The sequence below is a fragment of the Paenibacillus rhizovicinus genome (assembly GCF_010365285.1).
Taxonomy (GTDB): domain Bacteria; phylum Bacillota; class Bacilli; order Paenibacillales; family Paenibacillaceae; genus Paenibacillus_Z; species Paenibacillus_Z rhizovicinus.
Map to the genome: position 1 here is coordinate 6,184,051 of NZ_CP048286.1, position 20,741 is coordinate 6,204,791.

Sequence of the window (20,741 nt, forward strand, 5' to 3'; positions counted from 1 at the left end):
CATCCGAAGGGTGCGGTAGTATGTTAAACAGCCAGGTATTGGTGAAAGTTCCGGCCAGCACGGCGAATCTCGGTCCGGGCTTCGACACGCTTGGCATGGCGTTGTCGCTATACGCGTGGATTCAGATGGAAGCCGTGGACGGCGAGACGGTCATTGAGCTTTATGGAGACGGATTGAACGGCATTCCGACGAATAAGTCGAATTTGATTTATAAGGTCGCGCAGATGGTGTTCGAGGAAGCCGGGGTTCATATTCCGGAAATCCGCATCGCGATGTACAGCGATATTCCGCTTACCCGCGGCCTGGGCAGCAGCGCATCGGCCATCGTCGGAGCGCTCGTTGCCGCAAACGCTTTGGCGGGAGGTCCGCTCAGCGAGGACAAGCTGTTCCAGATGGCATCCGCGCTGGAAGGCCATCCGGATAATGTCGGGGCGTCGCTATTCGGCGGCATCGTCGTCTCCGCATGGGACGGCATTCGCGCAGAGAAGGTGCGGATCGTGCCGCATGAGAACCTGGAGGTGCTGGTGGCGATCCCTTCGTTCCAGCTTTCCACGGAGAAGGCGCGCCATGCATTGCCGGCTAAGCTCGACATGAAAGACGCGGTTTATAATGTAGCGAGCAGCTCGCTGCTCGTCGCGGCGTTCGCAAGCGGTAATTTGGAACTGATACCATTCGCCATGCGGGATAAGCTGCACCAGCCTTACCGGGCGCCGCTCGTGCCGGGCATGTCGGAGATATTGGAGCAGGCGACAAACCACGGGGCGCTAGGCGTCGCGCTGAGCGGCGCGGGACCTACGCTGCTAACGCTCGTTGACCGCGGCAGCGACCGCAAAGCGGAGCTCGAATCCTTCCTGCTGCGAACGCTTGAACAGCATGGCATAGAAGCTCAAACGATGTGGCTTGCACCGGCGCTGAACGGTCCGGAGCTGTCGGTCGTCCACGGGGATCGATCGGAATCATTCATGGAACGAATCAAAGGAGAAGTCAAGGCATGATAAGCGCAGCGTGTTTGACGAAAGGTTCTACATCCGACGAAGCGGCCAGGTATATGCTGAACGGCTTCGGCGTCGAGATTCGATACGAGTATCACCGCATGATCGCGGACGTGTTTCTGTCTACGGCGGAAGGAAAGACGGATTATGCCATCATACCGATCGAGAATACGATCGACGGCTCCGTCAGCCTGCATACCGACTGGCTCGTCGACGAGGTGAATTTGCCGATCCAGGCGGAGTGGGTTTACCCGTCCATTCAGAATCTGATCGGCGCGTCGTCCGAGCTGACCGAAGCGAACGGCAACCTTGCTTACGACCGCATCGTGAAAGTAATGAGCCACCCGGTAGCGATGGCGCAGTGCACGCAATATTTGAAGCGCCATCTTCCCCACGCTGAACTGGAGCATGTTGGGAGCACATCGGAAGCGGTTCGCATCGTACGCGACAATCCAGGACGCGGCTGGTCGGCAATCGGCCAAGTATCCGCGGCGGCAGACAACGGTTTGGACATTCTCGAATCGGCCGTCACCGACCACGACAACAATTACACCCGGTTCCTTCTCGTGGGGCCTAAGCCATTTACGCTGAAGGAATCGGAGAAGCATAAGACGAGTATACTTATTACGCTGCCGGAGGATTACCCGGGAGCGCTTCATCAAGTGCTGTCGGCGTTCTCCTGGCGCCGGATTAACCTGTCCCGTATCGAGTCGCGTCCGACGAAGAAGAAATTGGGCAATTATTATTTCTTGATCGATATCGAGATGTCGATGGAATCCGTGCTGCTCCCGTCCGCGATTGCGGAAATCGAGGCGATCGGCTGTCAAGTGCGCGTGCTCGGCAGCTATCCGAGCTTTAAATACGAAGCGCGTTAATTTCACCTCATAACGAAGTGTTTTTAAACGATTGAAGCTTTCCTTTGGCGGTGCTGCCAGAGGGAGGTTTCAATTTTTTTTTGCGAAGAAGGGTGACACCAGCCTACCTGTTGCATAGGATGTAGGGATTGATAACGGGCGTTAGCCGCGTCTGCCTAAGACGTAAAACGTGACAGGAGGTTTTTGGCGGGTGAAAATTCATATTGTAAAAAAAGGCGATTCGCTGTACATGATTGCGCAGAAGTACAACGTGTCGTTGGAAGAGATTTTAAAGCTGAACCCATCCATTACGAATCCGGATCAGCTCGACATCGGCATGAAAATCAAAGTTCCCGCATCCCAAGGCGGCGACATGGATATCATGCATCAGCATGTCGTGCAGCAGGGCGATACGCTCTGGAAGCTGTCCAAAGCTTGGGGCGTTCCGCTCGGCGATATGATCAAAGCGAATCCGCAGCTTAAAAATCCGAACGTGCTGCTGACCGGCGAAGTCGTAAACATACCGAAACCGAGCACGCCTAGCACCATGCCTGAGATGAACGGCTCGAATGAAAATCATGGCCATCACAAATCGGGAACAGGCCATCATCCGCTTCACCCTGCTGCGGTTATGCAGGGCGTTCAAGGGCTGATGGGCAAAATTCCGACGGGTAAAAAACATACGGGTCCGAAAGCGAACACCGCGCCAGTGACAGAAACGCCTGCGCCGATGCCGATGCCATTGCCTGAACCGGTGCCTACGCCAATGCCGGTGCCGATTGAAATGCCGATCATGGAAAAGAAATACCCTGTTCATAAGCCATACGAGCAAAGCGTCGACTTGTTCAAACAGTACGGCATTCCGGCTACGGAGGTCATGTCGCTTCATGATATGCCGAGCGCGGTTTCGCCTGTTCACAGCAGCTATGGCTACAGCCAGCCGACGGCCGTATCTCCGGCAGCGACTGCGCCCGTTCATAGCGGCTATGGCTACAGCCAGCCGACGGCCGTATCTCCGGCAGCGACTGCGCCCGTTCACAGCGGTTACGGTTACAGCCAGCCGACGGCAGTGTCGCCAGCGATGACGGGCGGATACGGTATGCCGACGGCAGTGTCGCCGGCAATGACAGGCGGGTATGGTATGCCGACGGCGGTGTCGCCGGCAATGACAGGCGGGTATGGTATGCCGACGGCGGTGTCGCCGGCAATGACAGGCGGATATGGATATGATATGCCAACGGCCGTATCACCAGCGATGACGGGCGGTTACGGATACGGTCAGCCAACTGCGGTCAGCCCTGCTGAAACGTCTCCTGAAGGAAACGCAGGCTTGCCATGGGGAGCTCCGAATTATGGCTGGGGTTCGCCGATGGTAAGTCCGATCAGCGACGAAGAAATGGGCGGCTACGGCTACAACCCTTCGATGGTATCGCCGGAGAACATGGGCCCAATGGGCGGCTATGGCTACAACCCTTCGATGGTATCGCCGGAGAACATGGGTCCAATGGGCGGCTACGGCTACAACCCTTCGATGGTATCGCCGGAGAACATGGGTCCAATGGGCGGCTACGGCTACAACCCTTCGATGGTATCGCCGGAGAACATGGGTCCAATGGGCGGCTACGGCTACAACCCTTCGATGGTATCGCCGGAGAGCATGGGCCCAATGGGCGGCTACGGCTACAACCCTTCGATGGTATCGCCGGAGAACATGGGCCCAATGGGCGGCTACGGCTACAACCCTTCGATGGTATCGCCGGCAAACATGGGCCCGATGGGCGGCTACGGCTTCAATCCGTCGATGGTATCGCCGGCAAATACGGGTCCGCAGATGAGCTACGGTTATATGGGGAACGGTCAAGTGTCTCCGATAAGCGGGCAGGGCAAACAACCTTGCAACTGCGGCTGCCATGACAAGCGCGAAGAGAATGAAGGCGAAGCAGAGGAAGCGTTCGAAGAATTGAATGTCAGCAAGTCGAACGCGGGTTCACGCAAGCCTGCCAAGAAAGCCGTCGTTCGTCAAACGCGCGTCGCTTTGAAACCGAAACGCCGCAGCAGCTTGCCTTGGATTAACCGTTAAATACCGCAGTTTCCAGCATTTCTTTCCGCACCCCGCACGCGTCGGCTAACGATGCCGTGCGGGGTTTTGTTATGCGCGGAATAAGCATGCATATTTCTCCATATCGGGTGACAGACTAACAAAAAAGGCGAATGGGGGGAACCCATATGATAATATTCAACCTTTGGCGGAAAGTAAAACAGAAACTCAGACGCAGCAGGCGGCCGATGTGGCAGCTGGCTTCGGGGCTGCTCGTGCCGGCGGCGATCCTATCCGTGGCCTTCGTCGGAGACGGCGTTGTCTCGGCTGCGGGACGAACCAATCTCGAAGCACTGCCGCAAAGTCAAGCGCCGGCGCAGGACGACGGCAGCCGCAGCGTCATTGCAACGCTCTCCGACATGCGGGGCAAAGTAACCGTCAAGATTCGGCGCGTCTATATTTGCGGCTCGGAATCGGAAACGATCGGCCTGCTCAGCTCGGTCGACACGCTCCGCATGATGAAACTGCATCCGGAATGGACGGCCATGCTCGATGAGCAAGGCGCGGTCGTGATGGAGCAGCGGATCGACGACTTATCGGAGTCCTGCAAACGCAGCGCTTATTTCGGGATGGACAAGCTGGGGCGCTTATCGCTATTCGACGGCGAGCCGAAGAAGGAGAAAGTGATGCGGACCTTCTTTCAACTGGACGTGAATTATATGGAGAGCAGCCTGCCGAAGGAGCGGATCGACGAGCTGGTCAAAGGCATCCGCGTGACGGATAAGGATGCGTTCAACAGCGTATTGTCGTCGTTCGGCGATTACGCGGTGGAGCGTACGGAGAAAGTCATGAAGCGCACGTTTTAGAAGGCTGCGCATTTACTTGCTGGATATGAAATAAAACTTCGAAGAGCAATGAAGGGCGACTGCAGAAGGCAGGCGTCCTTTTATTTTTCTTAGGGAGCTGGCAATCTAGCTGCACAAGAGCAGATGACTGCCGTATATTTGCTGCTTGGTTCGACTTCTTCGGAAGGCGAGGAAGAAACGCGTGTTCTCATTCGTTCCATCATTTGATATAATGGGAGGAAGCCTTTTTTGGTGAACTGGAATGGCAAGGACTAATCTATCGATCGGCGTAAGGAGAGAAGCAGCATTGCGAGTATTAGGAATTGACCCGGGAATCGCGATCGTAGGCTTCGGATTTATCGACAAAATCGGGAGCAAGCTCGTTCCCGTGCAATACGGATGCATTACGACGGAAGCCCGCACGGCGCCGGAAGAGCGCCTGAAGCAGGTGTATGACTCGGCCTGCGCCTTGATGGACCGCTACAAACCGGATACGGTCGCCGTGGAGAAGCTGTTCTTTAACCGCAACGTCACGACGGCGTTCTCGGTCGGCCAGGCGCGCGGCGTCGTTATATTGGCTGCGGCGCAGCGCGGTCTCCCCGTCGCGGAGTATACGCCGCTCCAAGTCAAACAAGCCGTCGTCGGATACGGCAAAGCGGAGAAACGACAGGTGCAGGAGATGGTACGGATGTTCCTGAAGCTGAGCGCCATTCCGAAGCCGGACGACGTCGCGGACGCGCTTGCGGTGGCCATTTGCCATGCGCATTCGTCGGTTCTTACGAACAAAATAAACGAGGTGAACCGATCTTGATCGATTATGTAAGAGGCCGGGTCGTACACCTGGATACGGAATTCGTGGTCGTGGACGTCCGCGATATCGGCTACCAAATCTTTACGCCTAACCCATATGCGTTCGCCAAGAGCGATGACGTAGTTACGATTTATACGCATCATCACGTCCGGGAGGACGCGGCGCTGCTATACGGCTTCGCGAACCGAGACGAGCAGGCGATGTTCCGCAAGCTGCTGGACGTTTCCGGCATCGGACCGCGCGTTGCGCTCGGCATTCTTGCCGGCGGCAAGCCGGAGACGATTGCCGCGGCCATTCAGCAGGAGAATCTGACGTTCCTGACGAAACTGCCGGGCATCGGAAGAAAGACTGCACAGCGCATGGTGCTGGATTTGAAAGACAAGCTGGACGCGATTCCGGGCGGCTTCAGCTTCGCCGCGGCCGGCGTTGATCTTACCGATGTCGGATCGAGCTCGGCGGAAGCGGAAGGCGGCAAGGACTGGCGGGAGGCGCGCGAAGCGCTGATGGCGCTCGGCTATACGGCGGCCGAACTGGACCGCGCATGGCAAAGCATGAAACAAACGGATATTCCGAATGAGACGGTGGATGCGCTTATGAAACGGGCGCTGCAGCAATTGTTCAAAGGCTAAGTTGGAGCGGGATGCATACCCGCGCAGCGATTAAGTTCGCGGCCAGGGTCAACGAAGCCGAGTAGCAGAGTGGAGAGGGGCAAGCGTGAATGGACGAGAGGATAATTTCCGCCAACCTCATGATGGAAGATCAAGCGGTGGAGCTTAGTTTACGTCCCCGTTATTTGTCCGAATATATCGGTCAGTCGCAAGTGAAAGATAATTTGAAAGTATTCATCGAGGCGGCGAAGCTGCGCAAAGAAGCGCTGGATCACGTGCTGCTGTACGGCCCGCCGGGCCTTGGCAAGACGACGCTGTCGAATATCATCGCCAATGAGCTTGGCGTCAGTCTGCGAACGACGAGCGGACCGGCTATCGAGCGGCCTGGCGATCTTGCGGCTTTGCTTACCAATCTGCAAGAAGGCGACGTATTGTTCATCGATGAGATTCATCGTTTGAACAGATCGGTCGAGGAAGTGCTTTATCCGGCGATGGAGGATTTCGCGCTGGATATCATGATCGGCAAAGGGCCGAGCGCGCGTTCCGTCCGGCTGGAGCTGCCGCCGTTCACGCTGATCGGGGCGACGACGCGGGCCGGTCTGCTGTCCGCTCCGCTGCGCGACCGCTTCGGCGTCGTCAGCCGGCTGGAGTTCTACACGGTCGACGAGTTATCGTTTATCGTGTCGCGCGCGTCCGAAATTCTCGGCGTGAGCGTGATCGGAGAAGCCGCGCAGGAAATCGCGATGCGTTCCCGGGGAACGCCGCGGATTGCGAACCGGCTGCTGAAGCGGGTACGCGATTTCGCGCAAGTCCGCGGAGACGGCATCGTAACGCATGATCTGGCGCGCTCCGCGCTGGGCCTGATTCAAGTGGATCCGCTCGGGCTCGACAGCATCGACCACAAGATGCTGCGGGCGATGATTACGATTTACCGCGGGGGTCCTGTTGGACTCGATACGATCGCCGCAACGATCGGCGAGGAAGGGCAAACCATTGAGGACGTATACGAGCCGTATCTGATGCAAATCGGTTTTTTGCAGCGAACGCCTCGCGGCCGGATGGTAACGCCGCTCGCTTATCGGCATTTAGGACTGCCAATACCTCAAGATAACGCCGCATCCGCCGATGCGGGAGAAGCGAAGGAAGAAGGAGGCGGCTTCGTCTAATGGGCTCTAGAAGGAAACAAGCTGAAGAAGAGAGGCGCGAGAAGCTGATCGTGCTCTACGACGGGACCTGCAATTTATGTTTGGCCAGCGTCCGTCGTTTGAAAGAGCTGCAGTCGACCGCGATATTGCGGTTCATTCCCGTTCAATCTCTCGAGGAAACGTATGAGACGATTCCCGAACTTTCAGCTGTAACCGAAGATCAGCTTTTGACGAAAATGCATGTCGTTGAGATGGACGGCACCCTGCACGCAGGGGCTGCCGGAGTCGTACGTATTCTAAGAACGGTCCGAGGACTAAGATGGCTTGCGCCGCTCTATAAGGTACCCGGACTGCGCAGCGCAGCCGATTTGATGTATCGTTTCATTGCAGGAAGGCGCTATGAATGGTTCGGCAAAGCGGATGACAGCTGCCATGACGGCGCTTGCGCGCTGCCGAAAAGGGACTAAACAGCCTGCGCTTACGAAGCAGTTTTGCTTTCGCAAAACTAAGCTCATGCTTACGAAGCAGTTTTGCTTCGCAAAACTTTAAGGAGGACGATAAAGCCGTGAATGGCGTAAACGTTCAGAATGACGGTGACAAGGGATCGGCCATGCGGTTATTCGCAATGCCGAAGGCAAAACGAACGATTGCGATTATTGCGGCCGGCGTGACCGCGTTATCCATATGGACATCCAGCCCATCCGAAGGTGCAGCCGTGCCGACGCTGGATACGATTCGGGTCGGCATCTTCTTGAATACAAGCAAATACACCTTGAATACGGCGGTCTCGACGTTCAGCTCTTCCGGCTCGCTCAAGGTCGGTATACGTTTACCGTCCTCGGTCGTTCCGCTGTTCGCGACAAGCGCCGGCGAAATAATCCGTTTCACGATGGACGACTATAAGCCGCAGCTGTTCGAAACGACGGATTACATGACCGCGCTCAATGTCATGAAGCGGCTTAAAGCGCTCGGCGCTTCGGGCATCATGACGGCCGTCACCGATCCGCGGGGCAAGGTGTATCAGATTTCGGAAGGCTCCTATACGACCGCTGCCGATGCCAGCGCGGCCGGCAGCAAATGGTTGAAAGACGCCACGATCGCGGGCTATGTTGGCAAAACGGCAAAAGCCGCATTAATCGGACCTCTCCATTTGGAAACAGGAATGAAATATGCTTCCAAGAGCGAGGCTGCAGCGGCAGCCCAGAAGCTTACGGCAAAGGGCATCGAGGCGTACGCGGCGATGAAGCAGAACGGTACAGCGTCCGGCATCTACACGGTGCTCATTGGCGCAGAGAGCGATGCGGCCGCTTTGAGCGCGGTCAAGTCGAAAGCCCTGCAGGCAGATGCAAGCTTGGCGATGAGCCAGACGGATGCCAAATCGGCCTATATGCTCATCCGCGACGATTATACGACCGCGGAATCGGCCTCCAAGCCGCCCGTGGCGCTTTACTCCGTGCCGTTGGCCGACACGAAAGTGTGGATCGAGACGAAAGATCCTTCCGGGATCAAGCTGGCGGAACGTTACAGTCGCAGCTACCGCGGCTCGTTCGAAGTCAGCGGCATGAATAACAAGATGGCCGTCATTAACGAGGTTCCCTTCGAGCAGTATGTGTACGCCGTGGTAGGCGCGGAAATGCCGGCCTCATGGCCCGCAGAAGCGCTTAAAGCGCAAGCGGTCGCTGCACGCACGTATGCGTTGTACCAAGGATTCGGATATCAAATCGCGCATGTCGTGGATACGACGCTCAGCCAAGCATACGGCGGCATCGGTTCGGAGAAGCCGGCGACGATCGCGGCCGTAGATGCGACGCAGGGCCAGGTGGCCATGTATGACGGAAAAGTCATCAATACCGTCTTTTCGTCCAGCGCCGGCGGATTCACGGCAGATGCCACGGAAATCTGGGGCAGCGCCGTCGATTATCTGAAGAGCATTCAAAGTCCGGACACGTCGTCCGAGAATGGGCTGTACAAGTGGTACCGCGTCGTGCTGTCGAACAATCTAGTAGGTTATATCCGCGAGGATTTGCTAGAGGATACCGGACAGAAGTCCGTTAGCGGACAAGCCGTTCTGCGCGTGAAGGGGGACGGCACGAAGGTGCGTCCTATCCCGCTTGTGCAGGACAACGTTCAGGTCGTGGATACGGTCAACAAAGGAACGCTCGTCGTGCAATTGGAGAAGGTCACCCAGTCCAATGAGATGAATTGGGTGCGCGGAACTTATTCTGCGGCGGATATGCTCAAGCTGACGCAAGGCAAGCTCGTCAAGGCAATCAGCGGCCCGATCCGGACGCTGTCCATCAGCAAGATGGGGCCGTCCGGCCGGCCGACCGAAATTCAAGCCAACGGCCAGGTAATCAGCGTCAAAAATCCGGATGCTTATCGAGCCGCGTTCGGGGGATTGCCAAGCACGTTGTTCAAAATCGATGAGACGGCGAAGCTGACCATTGCCGGATCCGGCGGAGCGACGAGCGATCGGCCTTCGGATAGCGGAGCGATGTACATGATCGGCGGCAATGGGAAGAATCAGGAGCTCAAAGCAGCCAACTTCTTCGTGCTGAACGGCAGCGGAGAAGTCCGGGCAGCGACGAAGGATCCGGCATTCCGTTTCGTCGGAGCAGGAAATGGCCACGGAGTCGGGCTGTCGCAGTACGGCGCGCGAGGCTTGGCAAACCTTGGGTATGACTACAAATATATTATGCAATACTACTACAAAGACGCGAAAATCGTTAAGGAATGACTAAACCGATGAATGTAAACGACTTTGATTTTGAATTACCGGAGCGCTTGATTGCGCAAACGCCGCTTGCAGACCGTACGTCGTCGCGGCTCTTGACGTTAAACAAGGCGACCGGTGAAATAGGACATCACCAATTTACGAAGCTGGCGGATATGCTTGAAGCCGGCGATACGCTAATATTGAACAATACCCGGGTCATGCCGGCAAGGCTGCTTGGGGTTAAAGCCGACACCGGAGCGAAGGTAGAGCTGCTGCTGTTGAAACAGCTGGCGGGGGACCGCTGGGAGACGCTGGCGAAGCCGGGAAAACGGCTCAAGGTCGGCGTGAAGCTGGCTTTCGGCGACGACGGGACCGGAGCGCCTTTACTCGAGGCCGTCGTCGTGGGAGAAGGCGAAATGGGAGCCAGGGAGGTTGAATTTCAGTACAAGGGCATCTTCCCCGAGCTGCTGGATCGCCTTGGCGAAATGCCTTTGCCGCCTTATATCAAGGAACGGCTCGACGATCGCGAACGGTACCAGACCGTATACGCGAAGCATGAAGGTTCAGCGGCGGCGCCGACGGCAGGGCTTCATTTTACGAAACCTTTCTTGGAAGAATTGGAACGCAAAGGCGTGAATGTAGGCTTTATTACGCTGCATGTCGGCCTGGGCACGTTCCGTCCGATGTCGGTCGATACGATCGAAGAGCATACGATGCATTCCGAATATTACGAGCTGAGCGAAGAGACTGCGGGCATGCTGCGCAGCGCCAAGGCCAAAGGCGGCCGAATCGTCGCTGTCGGAACAACTTCCGCGCGAACGCTTGAAACCGTTGCCGCCCGTTTTGCGTATGAAGAACTGCGGGCTTGCAGCGGCTGGACCGATATCTTTATTTTCCCTGGTTACGAGTTCAAGCTTGTAAATGCGCTGCTTACGAATTTTCACCTTCCCAAATCAACGCTCGTCATGCTTGTCAGCGCGTTGGCTGGACGGTCGTCGATCATGCAGGCTTACAAGGAAGCCGTCGAGCTGGAATACCGATTCTTCAGCTTCGGCGATGCAATGTTTATTTATTAAGAACCTGGAAAGAGGCAGAGTGCAAAGTGGCAGTTAAATACGAATTACTGAAAACATGCAAACAAACGGGAGCGAGGCTCGGCCGCGTACATACGCCGCACGGGGTTATCGAGACGCCGGCATTCATGCCGGTCGGCACGCAGGCGACTGTCAAGACAATGAGCCCGGAAGAACTGAAGACGATGGATGCCCAAATCATCCTGAGCAACACGTACCACTTATTTATCCGTCCGGGCCACGAAACCGTGCGCAAGGCCGGCGGCCTTCACAAGTTCATGAATTGGGATCGTCCGATCCTGACGGACAGCGGCGGCTTCCAAGTGTTCAGCTTGAGCAACATGCGCAAGATCAAGGAAGAGGGCGTCGAGTTCCGTAACCATTTGAACGGCGACAAGATGTTCATCTCACCGGAGAAAGCGATGGAAATCCAGAACGCGCTCGGTTCCGATATCATGATGGCGTTCGACGAGTGCGCGCCGTATCCGGCCGACTACGATTATGTCAAGAATTCGCTGGAGCGGACGACCCGCTGGGCGGAGCGCTGCCTGGCCTCTCATGCGCGTCCGCATGACCAGGCATTGTTCGCGATCGTGCAAGGCGGCATGTACGAGGATCTGCGCCGTCAGAGCGCGCTGGAGTTGACTTCCATGGATTTCCCGGGGTATGCTATTGGAGGATTAAGCGTGGGAGAACCGAAGGAATTGATGTATAACGTCCTTGATTGTACGGTTCCGCTTCTTCCGGCGAACAAGCCTCGCTATCTGATGGGCGTCGGTTCACCGGACGCGCTGCTCGATGGCGCGATTCGCGGTATCGATATGTTCGACTGCGTTCTGCCGACGCGAATCGCGCGTAACGGCACGACAATGACAAGTCAAGGCAGGCTCGTAATCCGCAACGCTAAATTCGCAGAGGATTTCGGCCCCCTGGATCCTGAGTGCAGCTGCTACACATGCACGAACTATTCGCGCGCATACATTCGTCACCTGATTAAAGCCGACGAGACGTTCGGAATCCGGTTAACGACGATTCACAATCTGCATTTCCTGCTTGATCTAATGCGAGGCGTACGACAGGCCATTATGGAAGACCGGCTGCTCGATTTCCGGAATGCCTTCTTTACGAAGTATGGCTTGTTTGAGAATGATAAAGGATTTTAAGGCTGGTCGTTCCGCTGCAGCGGAACTGATCGCCCATACATCCAGAGAGAGGGGTGAATTATATGTCAGGAGCAGCATCCTTAATCCCGTTTATCCTTATGTTCGCGGTGTTTTACTTCCTATTGATCCGACCGCAGCAGCGTAAGTCCAAACAGCGCAACTCCATGCTGAGTGCAATCAAGAAGGGCGACAAGATCGTTACGATTGGCGGCATGCATGGAACGATCGTAGAGCTTACCGACGATACGGCGGTTCTGCGCGTTAACGATTCCACCAAGATTACGTTTGATCGCAGTGCGATCAACACGGTCGTCTCCTCCAACGCGGCCATTCCGGCGGCGGCACCTGTAATGGTGAAGGAAGACAGAGCGGAAGATATTAAAAGCTAGCGTCTTGAGAACGGCAGCGCGGATGCGCTGCCGTTTTTTTATGGCCGATTAACGCAATTCATTCGCGAAAAGCAAACGACCGCTGCGAGCGGGGCCGAAGCCCGCTCATGCAGCGGTCGTTTTGTCATGCTTTTATATGGGGATAGGGATAGTGGATTGAATACTACTTCGCGTCTTCGCGTAAATAGCTGACCGGCGCGGATTGGGGCACGATCGTGCCGCGGCGTTCGCGCTGCGACCATTTTATGCGGCTCAATCGCATGCCCATCGTAGAGGCGAATGTCGCGAGCGCGAGACCGCCGCACATATCGATGAGCCAGTGGATGCCGAGGTAGAAAATCGAGAAGATAATGACGACGGCACAGATGCTGCAAAACCAAGCCCAGCGTTTGATGCCCGAACGAACCGCCAGGATGGCAAGCGTCACGGAAATGGACGTATGCAAACTCGGGAAGCAGTTGTTCAATCCGGATAACGCGCGGTATTGATGCTCGAAATCAGGGAACACGTCCAACATCAGGAACCTCACGTTCGGGTCATGGTACCAAACTTCGCTTACCGGGAAGAACAAGAAGAACGGAATCGCGATGGCATAGTTGAGCATGATGGCGTAGCAGGTCGCATAGAACATCTTCTTGTTTGGGCTTCGGTATGTATAGATACCGACCGATGCGATCAGCAGCGCCTGGAATACGACCACATAGATAAAAGCCAGAATCGGTGTTAGCCAGGCGCTTTCGAACGTATGCTGCAAATTCGCGACGAAGTTGCCTTCGATCGATTGGAAGAAGCTTGCGAAATCATACGTGTTCTTCATGTGATTCTCGATGCGGAGCTCATACTTGTTGCAAATCAGAATGAGAATGAGCGCAACGAAGTGAAGATTGTATTTGCGGTTAAAGAGATTCTCTTTAACGAATAATCCGCCGATTTTGAAAGGATTTGCGGCAGCTCCATACCAGATCAGTATGATGACGGTCAGGGTCGTATACAGCGCGACCGTCGTCATGTTGTCAAACAAAGTCATGATACTTGATATCCCCCTAAGGTGTTACGTCGTAACGATCCGGTATAGTATAACACATTTCGCAGGGATGATTACAATTTCAAAGCTTGTTCCGCGGACCCGAGAGCGATTAGGATCGCTTCGTATTGACGCCGATCATGCCGCCGAACGAGCCGCACAGCAGTGTTTCGATCAGCATGGTCAGCGTTTTGCCGCTGAAACCGGTATTACTTGCCAGGAAACTGACGAGCAGTACCAGAACGGCGTAAGCGACGCCCAGCATGCCTCCGTAATACCATCCGCGCTGACTTGAACGCCTGCCGGATACGAAGCCGCCAGCCAGCGCAGAACAGCCGTGAACGACCAGACTGTACGTCGGCAAAGCGCTTTCCTGCATGCTGCCCCATCTAAGGAGCGCCGACAAAAGCAAGGCACCCGCTGCGAGCCAGATCGAAGCATACAGAATGCCCGATAGCAGCGGCGAGGCCATATGCACTTTTGGAACGTTTTTCATCGCATTGATCGTTTTCATTGTTGCATGTCCCTCCTATTCGTCTTCTTGAAATACAAGAAAGTATAAGTTTATTCTTATACTTGGGCTTGTATTTCTCCGGAATGAAACGCGCCGCGCCGCCAAGATCGACGGCAGCCGTTTCACCTCGTCCCATGATTATTACAACATATGGCCAAGCCGCCGGGATTAGTACCTTCCAATAATTCGATTATTCCCCTTCGTATGACGCGGAGACCATCCGGTGACAATAGTTGTACCTTACGCAAGGAGGGCGGTTCTCGTGGAATATGGTCCGCATTTATTCCGTACGCTTCTCATCTATTTTGTCGTATTTGTGATTATGCGGCTGATGGGGAAAAGGGAAATCGGCAAACTGTCGGTATTTGACTTGGTCATTTCCGTCATGATTGCGGAAATTGCTGTATTCGTCATTGAGGATACGGATCGGCCGATTATGGATGGCATTTTTCCGATGATCATCCTGCTCGTCGTGCAAATTGGGATTGCGCTTATATCGCTCAGGTTTCGGAAAATGAGGATGCTGTTTGACGGAAAGCCTACGGTACTCGTCGACCGAGGCAAGCTCAACCGCGAAGCGATGCGCAAGCAGCGGTACAATTTGGACGATTTGCTGCTGCAGTTCCGGGAGAACAAGACGAACATCGCCGATGTGGAGTTTGCGATATTGGAAACGACAGGCAAGCTGTCCATCGTTCAAAAGGATAGAAACGTACATGGATCATCCGGAGGCGAAGGCAAAGGGGAAGAGGATTCGGGCAATAAAGAATCCCGGCTTCCCAAAACATTTCCGCGCAACTACCGTTTCGAGAATTTGCCGGTTCCGCTCATCATGGACGGTGAAATTCAGAAGGATAACTTGGAACGATTGGAGAAAGACAGGTTCTGGTTGAACAATCAGCTCAAGCAGCGAGGAATCGTCGATGTGAAGCATGTATTTCTATGCACGATCGACCATCGGGGCAAGCTGTTTATCGACGCGAAACATCGAAAAGGACCGCATCATTGACCTATGACAGCAAGAACCACGGAGCATCGGCAGAAGCCGGTGCTTTTTTCATGAGCCGGATAAGCATTAAGGCCGGAACCAGCGGCCGATGAGCGGGATCCGGGCGGCGTCGTGCCGGTCGATGATTCGAAGCGCGACCATCAGAAGCAAATATACGATGACGCCGGCCATGCAGGCGGCAATCAAGTTCAGCCACAGCTTGGGAAGTACCTGCTGATTCATGACCCATAGGGATGCCGCCCCCATGATGCACATGGCCGTGATTACTTTCAGAAAATCGATCCACTGCATGCGGAAGCCGACGAATCGGGTCACGCTGATCCAATGCAGCGCCGTCACGAGCACGATGTTGATGTTGATGGCGATAAGGGCCCCGTAGATGCCGAGCGATGGCATAGATGCCAGTTTCATGATCAGAACCAACTTCACGATCGCGCCGATGAAGGTGTTCATAAGCGCCGTGGACGGCTTGTCAAGCGCTTGGAGAGCCGCCTGCAGCGGGGCTTGCAGGTAGATGAACAGGCCAACCGGCGCCATCCATTTCAGCATAGGAGCGATTTCCGCATGATTGTACAGAATGCGGCAGATCGGATCGGCGAACAATAGCATGACGACGACGAACGGAGCGCCGGTGACGAGCGCGAGGCGCATGGATTGATGCAGTCTTTTATGAATGGTCGCTCTGTCGCCTTTGGCTGCGGCTTCCGATAAGGAAGGGACCAACGACACCGCGAGCGAATACGTTAAGGCCGTCGGGAGCAGCAGAATGGGCACGATCATGCCTTGCAGCGCGCCATACTGGGCCGTTGCGGCGCCTGTTGCAATTCCGGCAAGCAGGAGCGCCCGCGCGGTGAAGATGGACTCCAGCAAGTAGGAGAAGGAGCCGATCATGCGGCTGGCGGTGACCGGGACAGACAGGCTGATCAAACGACGCATGACGGGAATGCGTTCCTTTTCCTTGGCAGCCGTTTTGCCATGAGGCCTTTCTGTCGATAGCGGGGGGAAAGGATCAAGCTCATTCGCGTTATCTGCGGTCTCCATCGGCGTGCCGGGCGGTCGCTTGCGGTCGCTTGCATAATGCAGCAAGAGGACGGCGAAGCCCGCGATCTCTCCGGCAACGACGCCTAACATAGCGCCGGCGGCTCCCCATTCCAATCCGAAGGGCAGCAGCCATTTGGCAAACAACAGCGCGAAGATGATCCGGATCACCGTCTCCATCGTCTGCGAGAATGCGGTAGGAATCATGTTCTGCTTGCCTTGGAAATAGCCGCGGTATACGGAGGAAATGCCGATAATGATAAGCAGCGGGCTCATCATCCGAAAGGTTTGAAAGACGCGGGGCTCCGTCATCAAATGGTCGATGATCCAAGGCGTCAGCCAGATGAAGAGGACGGTAAGCACTGTCGAAAGCATAATCGTAAGCGCCATCGCCGCGCGGAAAATCTGTTTGACGCGTTTGCCGTCCCCTTGCGTTTCCGCCTCGGCAATCCATTTGGCGACGGACAGGGGAATCCCCCCTGTTATGAACGTGAGCAGTACGATCAGGAACGGATAACCGAGCTGATAGATTCCGACACCCTCGGCGCCGATGATGCGAGGCAGCGCGATACGCGGCACGAAAGCGAGAATCCGGTTAACGACCCCCGCGGCAAGCAGGATCAAAGCGCCTTTCATAAAGGTTTGCTTATTCAATGCGTTCCTCTCCCTCTACCGTGAACATGTCCTACCCTGGTCGCGAACTTGGTTCGCCCCTGGTCACGAACTTCGTTCGTTGCTCGGGTATGCATCTTGCATCCTACCTCCATGCTTATGCAGCATGTCCGCATCCATGCAGTCAATTTTTGGAGAGGAACGCGATTTGGCAGGAATGTGGACATCAATAGCGAATGTAAAGGAGGACGAGAAGACATCGAGGCAAGGGAGGCATGAAATGGAAGGCGAAGACAGTCCGTTATCGGGAGAAGAATGGATCTCCACTATCGAATACTTATGTAAAAGCAAAGCCGAGGAGTTTAAGCTGTTCGGTTACGAATATGTCACCGGAGAAGAAGTTTGGCACTGCGTCAGCGAGAAGTACGCCAAGAACGGAGAGCCGGCCAGACATCAAGTCGTTAATGACATTTTATCGTTAAAAGTGACAAAATTTATGAACTTTATGACGCTAAGCGCGTATAAAGGGACCCATTTTTAACGAGTGGGCTCTTTTTTTTGACTCGATTTTGAGCCATCGGTATAATAGGAATATTGAACAGAGCACTTAAGGGGGAACTGTGGGAATTATGAATCGTCGACTGTTAATGTTTATTCTCATCGTCGTCGTGTCATTCGGCGTCGTTGGCGGATTGTCCAAGTGGGTCGTGGACGACGTCAAACTCGGACTGGACTTGAAAGGCGGCTTCGAGATCCTGTATGAAGCCGAGCCGATCGACGCGACCAGCAAGGTCACGAAGGATTCGTTGAACGAGACCGCGAAGAGCCTCGAGGCCCGCGCCAACTCCACCGGCGTTCAGGAACCTGAAGTAACGACGGAAGGCGACAACCGCATCCGCGTGAAGATCGCCGGCGTGACCGACGAGAAGAAAGTCCGCGACGTGCTGAAGAAGCCGGCCGAGCTGACGTTCCGCAGCGCGCGCGGCTGCGCCGCCGACGCGGGTTACTGCAAGGTCGAGTTGACCGGCAGCGATTTCAAGCAGAACGGCGCAGACGTGCAGCAAACGAACCTCAACCAATACGAGATTACGATCAAGTTGAAAGACGCGAGCAAATTCGCGGAAGTAACTCGCGAAGTTTCCAAGCTTAGCCCTACGGGCAGCCCGCTTGCGATCTTCTTGGACGAAACGATGATCTCTGCTCCGAACGTCGCGCAAGAGATTAATAGTTCGAGCGCCGTTATTTCCGGCGATTTCACCCGCGACGAAGCGAAGAACCTGAAAGACACGATCAACCTCGGCGCGCTGCCGCTGAAGCTGACCGAGAAATACACGCAGAGCGTAGGCGCTACGCTCGGCAAGAAGTCGCTTGACGAAACCGTTTACGCGGGCGCGATCGCGACAGTGGTTATCTTGCTGTTCATGATGATCTTCTATCGTCTGCCGGGCGTTATCGCCAGCATTTCGATCATCGTGTTCATCTGGCTGCTGCTGCTCGGCTTTAACCTGATTCATGCAACGCTCACGTTGCCTGGCATCGCGGCCTTCATTCTCGGCATCGGGATGGCGGTCGACGCCAACATCATCATGGCGGAACGGATCCGCGAGGAACTTCGCAGCGGCAAGAGCATCCTCTCGTCGCAGAAAGCCGGTTCGAAGAATTCGTTCCGGACGATCATCGACGCCCATGTCACGACGGCGATCGCCGCGCTCGTGCTGTTCTTCATCGGGGTCGGTTCGGTCAAAGGCTTTGCCGTCATCTTGCTCCTCAGCATCGCGATGAGCATCTTGACGAACGTATTCTTCTCTCGCCTGCTACTGACGCTTCTTCTTAAGAGCGGTGTGGTCAAGAAGAAATCCAACTTCGGCGTGAAGGAGAGTGAAATCCGTGCACTATAAGGCATTCGACAACGTTTCGGACAAGCGGTTCAGCATTGTCGCCAAGTCCCGATACTTCTTTATTTTCTCGATCATCATCACCCTGCTCGGCATCGTCACGCTGCTCTATCACGGCTTGAACTACGGCGTCGACTTCAAGGCGGGTTCCAGCGTCGACATTTCCTTCAAGAAGGACGTTAGCGGCCAGAAGGCGCAAATAGAACAGTTTCTTAAGGACAACGACTTCGGCACGCCTGGCATGACGTTCGGCGCGAAGCGCGTCACGCTTCGATTCGACGACGTACTGACGGACGTCAAGGAAAACACGCTTAAGCAAGGCATAATGGACAAGTTCGACAAGGGCGCTTCCATGGAAGTGAACACGGTCGACGTCGAAATCGCCAAGGAACTGCAAGGCAACGCGCTCAAAGCCGTGCTCGTCGCCAGCATCGGCATCATGATTTACGTCAGCATTCGCTTCGAATGGCGTTTCGCTGTCGCGGCCATCGTCGCATTGCTCCATGACGCGTTCATCGTCATCAGCTTGTTCTCGATCTTCAAGCTGGAAGTGAATTTGCCGTTCATCGTGGCCGTGCTGACCATCGTCGGTTACTCCATCAACGATACGATCGTTATCTTCGACCGCGTGCGGGAGAATCTACGCTTCGCCAAGCTGAAGACGCACGAGGACGTCGCGAACGTCGTCAACGCGAGTATCTGGCAGACGATGTCCCGTTCGATCAATACGGTCATGACGGTGCTCTTCGCCACGATCTGCTTGCTCATCTTCGGCAGCGAATCGATTCGGATGTTCTCGCTCGCGGTACTGTTCGGCCTTATCAGCGGCGCGTACTCCTCGATCTTTATCGCGAGTCCGCTGTGGCTGGCGCTGAAGAGCAAACAAAAACCGAAACCGACTGCCAAGTCTTCGGCTGCATCGTAGGTTGAAAAACTCGATCGAAGCGATTCGAGGATGAACGAACACGTTGAACGGCGGATTTTATCGTCACTATAATTTTGTTCTTTCGTGAGACGCGAAAGCTTATAATTTCTTATGTGGCAAGATAGCAGTGCGCAAGATAGACAGTACGACGTAATAACAATCAGGAGGCGTCCATGACAGCGAACCAACGTTATGCCAATGCGGAGTCAGCAGCATGGACCGGACTTATCGGCAATGTCTGCATCGCAGCGGTTAAAGCCGGGGTAGGCGTGATGGCGGGCAGCAAATCGCTGCTTGCCGACGCTTGTCGTTCGGCTTCCGAGGCAGCCGCCTCGTTTGTCTCCTTGACCGGCATCCGCCGGTGCAGGCAGCTGGGATCTCCCTATGCGCCTGTACCGGCTTCCCGGGGCCGCTCCGAGGCCGCGACCGGCGTTCTGGCTTCCCTATTGCTGATGATCGTCGGTCTCGAAATCGGTATTTCCGCGATCAAGTCGATTGCGGACGGCGTTGAAGACACGCCGGGCTGGCCGGCTGCTGCAGTCGTTCTGGCTGCTTTCCTCGTGAAGGAAGTCGGTTTCTCTTCGAAAGAGCGGGGCGTCGATTTCTATGCTTCGCTTGCGGCGTTAGTAGGCACGGGCGGCTCGATGCTAGGCAAACCGCTTGGCATGCATCTTCTCTATTATCTCGATCCTGCCGCATCGCTGATTATCGTCGTCATCGTGTTCAGCAGCGGATATCGCGTCGCGTCGGCTTCAGTCATGCGGAGCCGGTTTCTGGAAGTGGAGCCGTCTGATTTGTCGGAGCTGAAAGCTGTCGTTCAGCGCATGGAAGGCGTCATCAACATCGAAGTGCTTCGTGCGCGTGAACACGGCCATTATGCGGTTGCGGAAGTCGTTATCAGCGTCAACCCGCGGATCTCGGTGCTGGAAGGCAACGAAATCGCGAAACGCGTCAGAGAATTTATTATGAAACGGTTTAATCATATGACGGAAGTGACCGTGCACGTAGAGCCTTACGATCCCGGTTATCCGTACAAAACAAATCATGATTCCAATCAGGAACAACTGACAACGCTACTGCAATAGCAGCT

General features: G+C 55.3%; 20 protein-coding genes. 17 read left to right on the forward strand and 3 right to left on the reverse strand.

The window, feature by feature from the left end; translation table 11 throughout:
• Window positions 1-20 precede the first annotated feature (20 nt).
• From thrB to yajC, 12 genes are all read left to right on the forward strand, one after another.
• Window positions 21-995, forward strand: a complete 975-nt coding sequence (gene thrB, locus GZH47_RS27580; RefSeq protein WP_162644180.1) for a homoserine kinase — start codon at window positions 21-23, stop codon at window positions 993-995.
• Entirely contained in the window at window positions 992-1,867 is an 876-nt protein-coding gene (gene pheA / locus GZH47_RS27585; RefSeq protein WP_162644181.1) for a prephenate dehydratase, read from the forward strand. Before thrB ends, pheA begins: the two co-directional genes overlap by 4 nt.
• A 190-nt stretch (window positions 1,868-2,057) precedes the next feature.
• A complete protein-coding gene (locus tag GZH47_RS27590; protein ID WP_162644182.1) occupies window positions 2,058-3,926 on the forward strand; it encodes a LysM peptidoglycan-binding domain-containing protein in 1,869 nt (622 codons plus the stop codon).
• Window positions 3,927-4,072: 146 nt separating this feature from the next.
• Window positions 4,073-4,750 (forward strand): BofC C-terminal domain-containing protein, encoded by a 678-nt coding sequence (locus GZH47_RS27595; RefSeq protein WP_162644183.1) that lies wholly within the window; start codon window positions 4,073-4,075, stop codon window positions 4,748-4,750.
• A 286-nt stretch (window positions 4,751-5,036) separates the two neighbouring features.
• The gene (gene ruvC, locus GZH47_RS27600) at window positions 5,037-5,540 is read left to right on the forward strand and encodes a crossover junction endodeoxyribonuclease RuvC (RefSeq protein ID WP_162644184.1); all 504 of its coding nucleotides are present in this window, start codon (window positions 5,037-5,039) and stop codon (window positions 5,538-5,540) included.
• Complete coding sequence (gene ruvA, locus GZH47_RS27605; RefSeq protein WP_162644185.1) at window positions 5,537-6,169, forward strand: Holliday junction branch migration protein RuvA; 633 nt, start codon at window positions 5,537-5,539, stop codon at window positions 6,167-6,169. Before ruvC ends, ruvA begins: the two co-directional genes overlap by 4 nt.
• Before the next feature lie 89 nt (window positions 6,170-6,258).
• Window positions 6,259-7,314, forward strand: a complete 1,056-nt coding sequence (gene ruvB / locus GZH47_RS27610; RefSeq protein ID WP_162644186.1) for a Holliday junction branch migration DNA helicase RuvB — start codon at window positions 6,259-6,261, stop codon at window positions 7,312-7,314.
• Window positions 7,314-7,760 (forward strand): thiol-disulfide oxidoreductase DCC family protein, encoded by a 447-nt coding sequence (locus tag GZH47_RS27615; RefSeq protein ID WP_162644187.1) that lies wholly within the window; start codon window positions 7,314-7,316, stop codon window positions 7,758-7,760. Before ruvB ends, GZH47_RS27615 begins: the two co-directional genes overlap by 1 nt.
• 98 nt (window positions 7,761-7,858) lie before the next feature.
• On the forward strand, window positions 7,859-10,030 hold the full coding sequence (locus tag GZH47_RS27620) for a SpoIID/LytB domain-containing protein (RefSeq protein ID WP_225446243.1): 2,172 nt from the start codon (window positions 7,859-7,861) through the stop codon (window positions 10,028-10,030).
• 8 nt (window positions 10,031-10,038) lie between these two features.
• A complete protein-coding gene (gene queA, locus GZH47_RS27625) occupies window positions 10,039-11,085 on the forward strand; it encodes a tRNA preQ1(34) S-adenosylmethionine ribosyltransferase-isomerase QueA (protein WP_162644188.1) in 1,047 nt (348 codons plus the stop codon).
• Window positions 11,086-11,111: 26 nt separating this feature from the next.
• Window positions 11,112-12,245: a tRNA guanosine(34) transglycosylase Tgt gene (gene tgt, locus GZH47_RS27630; protein ID WP_162644189.1), complete on the forward strand. Its 1,134-nt coding sequence runs from the start codon at window positions 11,112-11,114 to the stop codon at window positions 12,243-12,245.
• A gap of 62 nt (window positions 12,246-12,307) precedes the next feature.
• Complete coding sequence (gene yajC, locus GZH47_RS27635) at window positions 12,308-12,634, forward strand: preprotein translocase subunit YajC (protein ID WP_162644190.1); 327 nt, start codon at window positions 12,308-12,310, stop codon at window positions 12,632-12,634.
• Between the two features lie 163 nt (window positions 12,635-12,797).
• Here the strand turns inward: yajC and GZH47_RS27640 are convergent, their stop codons facing one another.
• Window positions 12,798-13,661, reverse strand: coding sequence for a phosphatase PAP2 family protein (locus GZH47_RS27640; protein WP_162644191.1), 864 nt, complete (start codon window positions 13,659-13,661; stop codon window positions 12,798-12,800).
• A 109-nt stretch (window positions 13,662-13,770) separates the two neighbouring features.
• Window positions 13,771-14,172: a TIGR04086 family membrane protein gene (locus GZH47_RS27645; RefSeq protein WP_162644192.1), complete on the reverse strand. Its 402-nt coding sequence runs from the start codon at window positions 14,170-14,172 to the stop codon at window positions 13,771-13,773.
• 322 nt (window positions 14,173-14,494) lie between these two features.
• Between GZH47_RS27645 and GZH47_RS27650 the strand changes: the two genes are divergently transcribed.
• Window positions 14,495-15,181, forward strand: coding sequence for a DUF421 domain-containing protein (locus tag GZH47_RS27650; protein ID WP_162645474.1), 687 nt, complete (start codon window positions 14,495-14,497; stop codon window positions 15,179-15,181).
• A 66-nt stretch (window positions 15,182-15,247) separates the two neighbouring features.
• Here GZH47_RS27650 and GZH47_RS27655 read toward each other — a convergent pair whose 3' ends face one another.
• Window positions 15,248-16,873, reverse strand: coding sequence for a putative polysaccharide biosynthesis protein (locus tag GZH47_RS27655; protein WP_162644193.1), 1,626 nt, complete (start codon window positions 16,871-16,873; stop codon window positions 15,248-15,250).
• A 238-nt stretch (window positions 16,874-17,111) separates the two neighbouring features.
• Here GZH47_RS27655 and GZH47_RS27660 point away from each other — a divergent pair, with 238 nt between their 5' ends.
• From GZH47_RS27660 to GZH47_RS27675, 4 genes are all read left to right on the forward strand, one after another.
• Complete coding sequence (locus tag GZH47_RS27660) at window positions 17,112-17,372, forward strand: post-transcriptional regulator (protein WP_162644194.1); 261 nt, start codon at window positions 17,112-17,114, stop codon at window positions 17,370-17,372.
• A gap of 88 nt (window positions 17,373-17,460) precedes the next feature.
• A complete protein-coding gene (gene secD, locus GZH47_RS27665; protein ID WP_162644195.1) occupies window positions 17,461-18,729 on the forward strand; it encodes a protein translocase subunit SecD in 1,269 nt (422 codons plus the stop codon).
• Complete coding sequence (gene secF / locus GZH47_RS27670; protein ID WP_162644196.1) at window positions 18,719-19,651, forward strand: protein translocase subunit SecF; 933 nt, start codon at window positions 18,719-18,721, stop codon at window positions 19,649-19,651. The genes secD and secF overlap by 11 nt, the downstream gene beginning before the upstream one ends.
• 173 nt (window positions 19,652-19,824) lie before the next feature.
• Window positions 19,825-20,736, forward strand: coding sequence for a cation diffusion facilitator family transporter (locus GZH47_RS27675; RefSeq protein ID WP_162644197.1), 912 nt, complete (start codon window positions 19,825-19,827; stop codon window positions 20,734-20,736).
• Window positions 20,737-20,741 lie beyond the last annotated feature (5 nt).

Bases quoted from the DNA above. Each gene is read 5' to 3' on its own strand.
- ruvB (WP_162644186.1), top strand. From the start codon at position 6,259: ATGGACGAGAGGATAATTTCCGCCAACCTCATGATGGAAGATCAAGCG.
- GZH47_RS27645 (WP_162644192.1), bottom strand. From the start codon at position 14,172: ATGAAAACGATCAATGCGATGAAAAACGTTCCAAAAGTGCATATGGCC.
- GZH47_RS27615 (WP_162644187.1), top strand. From the start codon at position 7,314: ATGGGCTCTAGAAGGAAACAAGCTGAAGAAGAGAGGCGCGAGAAGCTG.
- pheA (WP_162644181.1), top strand. From the start codon at position 992: ATGATAAGCGCAGCGTGTTTGACGAAAGGTTCTACATCCGACGAAGCG.
- queA (WP_162644188.1), top strand. From the start codon at position 10,039: ATGAATGTAAACGACTTTGATTTTGAATTACCGGAGCGCTTGATTGCG.
- GZH47_RS27640 (WP_162644191.1), bottom strand. From the start codon at position 13,661: ATGACTTTGTTTGACAACATGACGACGGTCGCGCTGTATACGACCCTG.
- GZH47_RS27650 (WP_162645474.1), top strand. From the start codon at position 14,495: ATGCGGCTGATGGGGAAAAGGGAAATCGGCAAACTGTCGGTATTTGAC.
- secD (WP_162644195.1), top strand. From the start codon at position 17,461: ATGAATCGTCGACTGTTAATGTTTATTCTCATCGTCGTCGTGTCATTC.
- thrB (WP_162644180.1), top strand. From the start codon at position 21: ATGTTAAACAGCCAGGTATTGGTGAAAGTTCCGGCCAGCACGGCGAAT.
- GZH47_RS27660 (WP_162644194.1), top strand. From the start codon at position 17,112: ATGGAAGGCGAAGACAGTCCGTTATCGGGAGAAGAATGGATCTCCACT.
- GZH47_RS27595 (WP_162644183.1), top strand. From the start codon at position 4,073: ATGATAATATTCAACCTTTGGCGGAAAGTAAAACAGAAACTCAGACGC.
- yajC (WP_162644190.1), top strand. From the start codon at position 12,308: ATGTCAGGAGCAGCATCCTTAATCCCGTTTATCCTTATGTTCGCGGTG.
- GZH47_RS27675 (WP_162644197.1), top strand. From the start codon at position 19,825: ATGACAGCGAACCAACGTTATGCCAATGCGGAGTCAGCAGCATGGACC.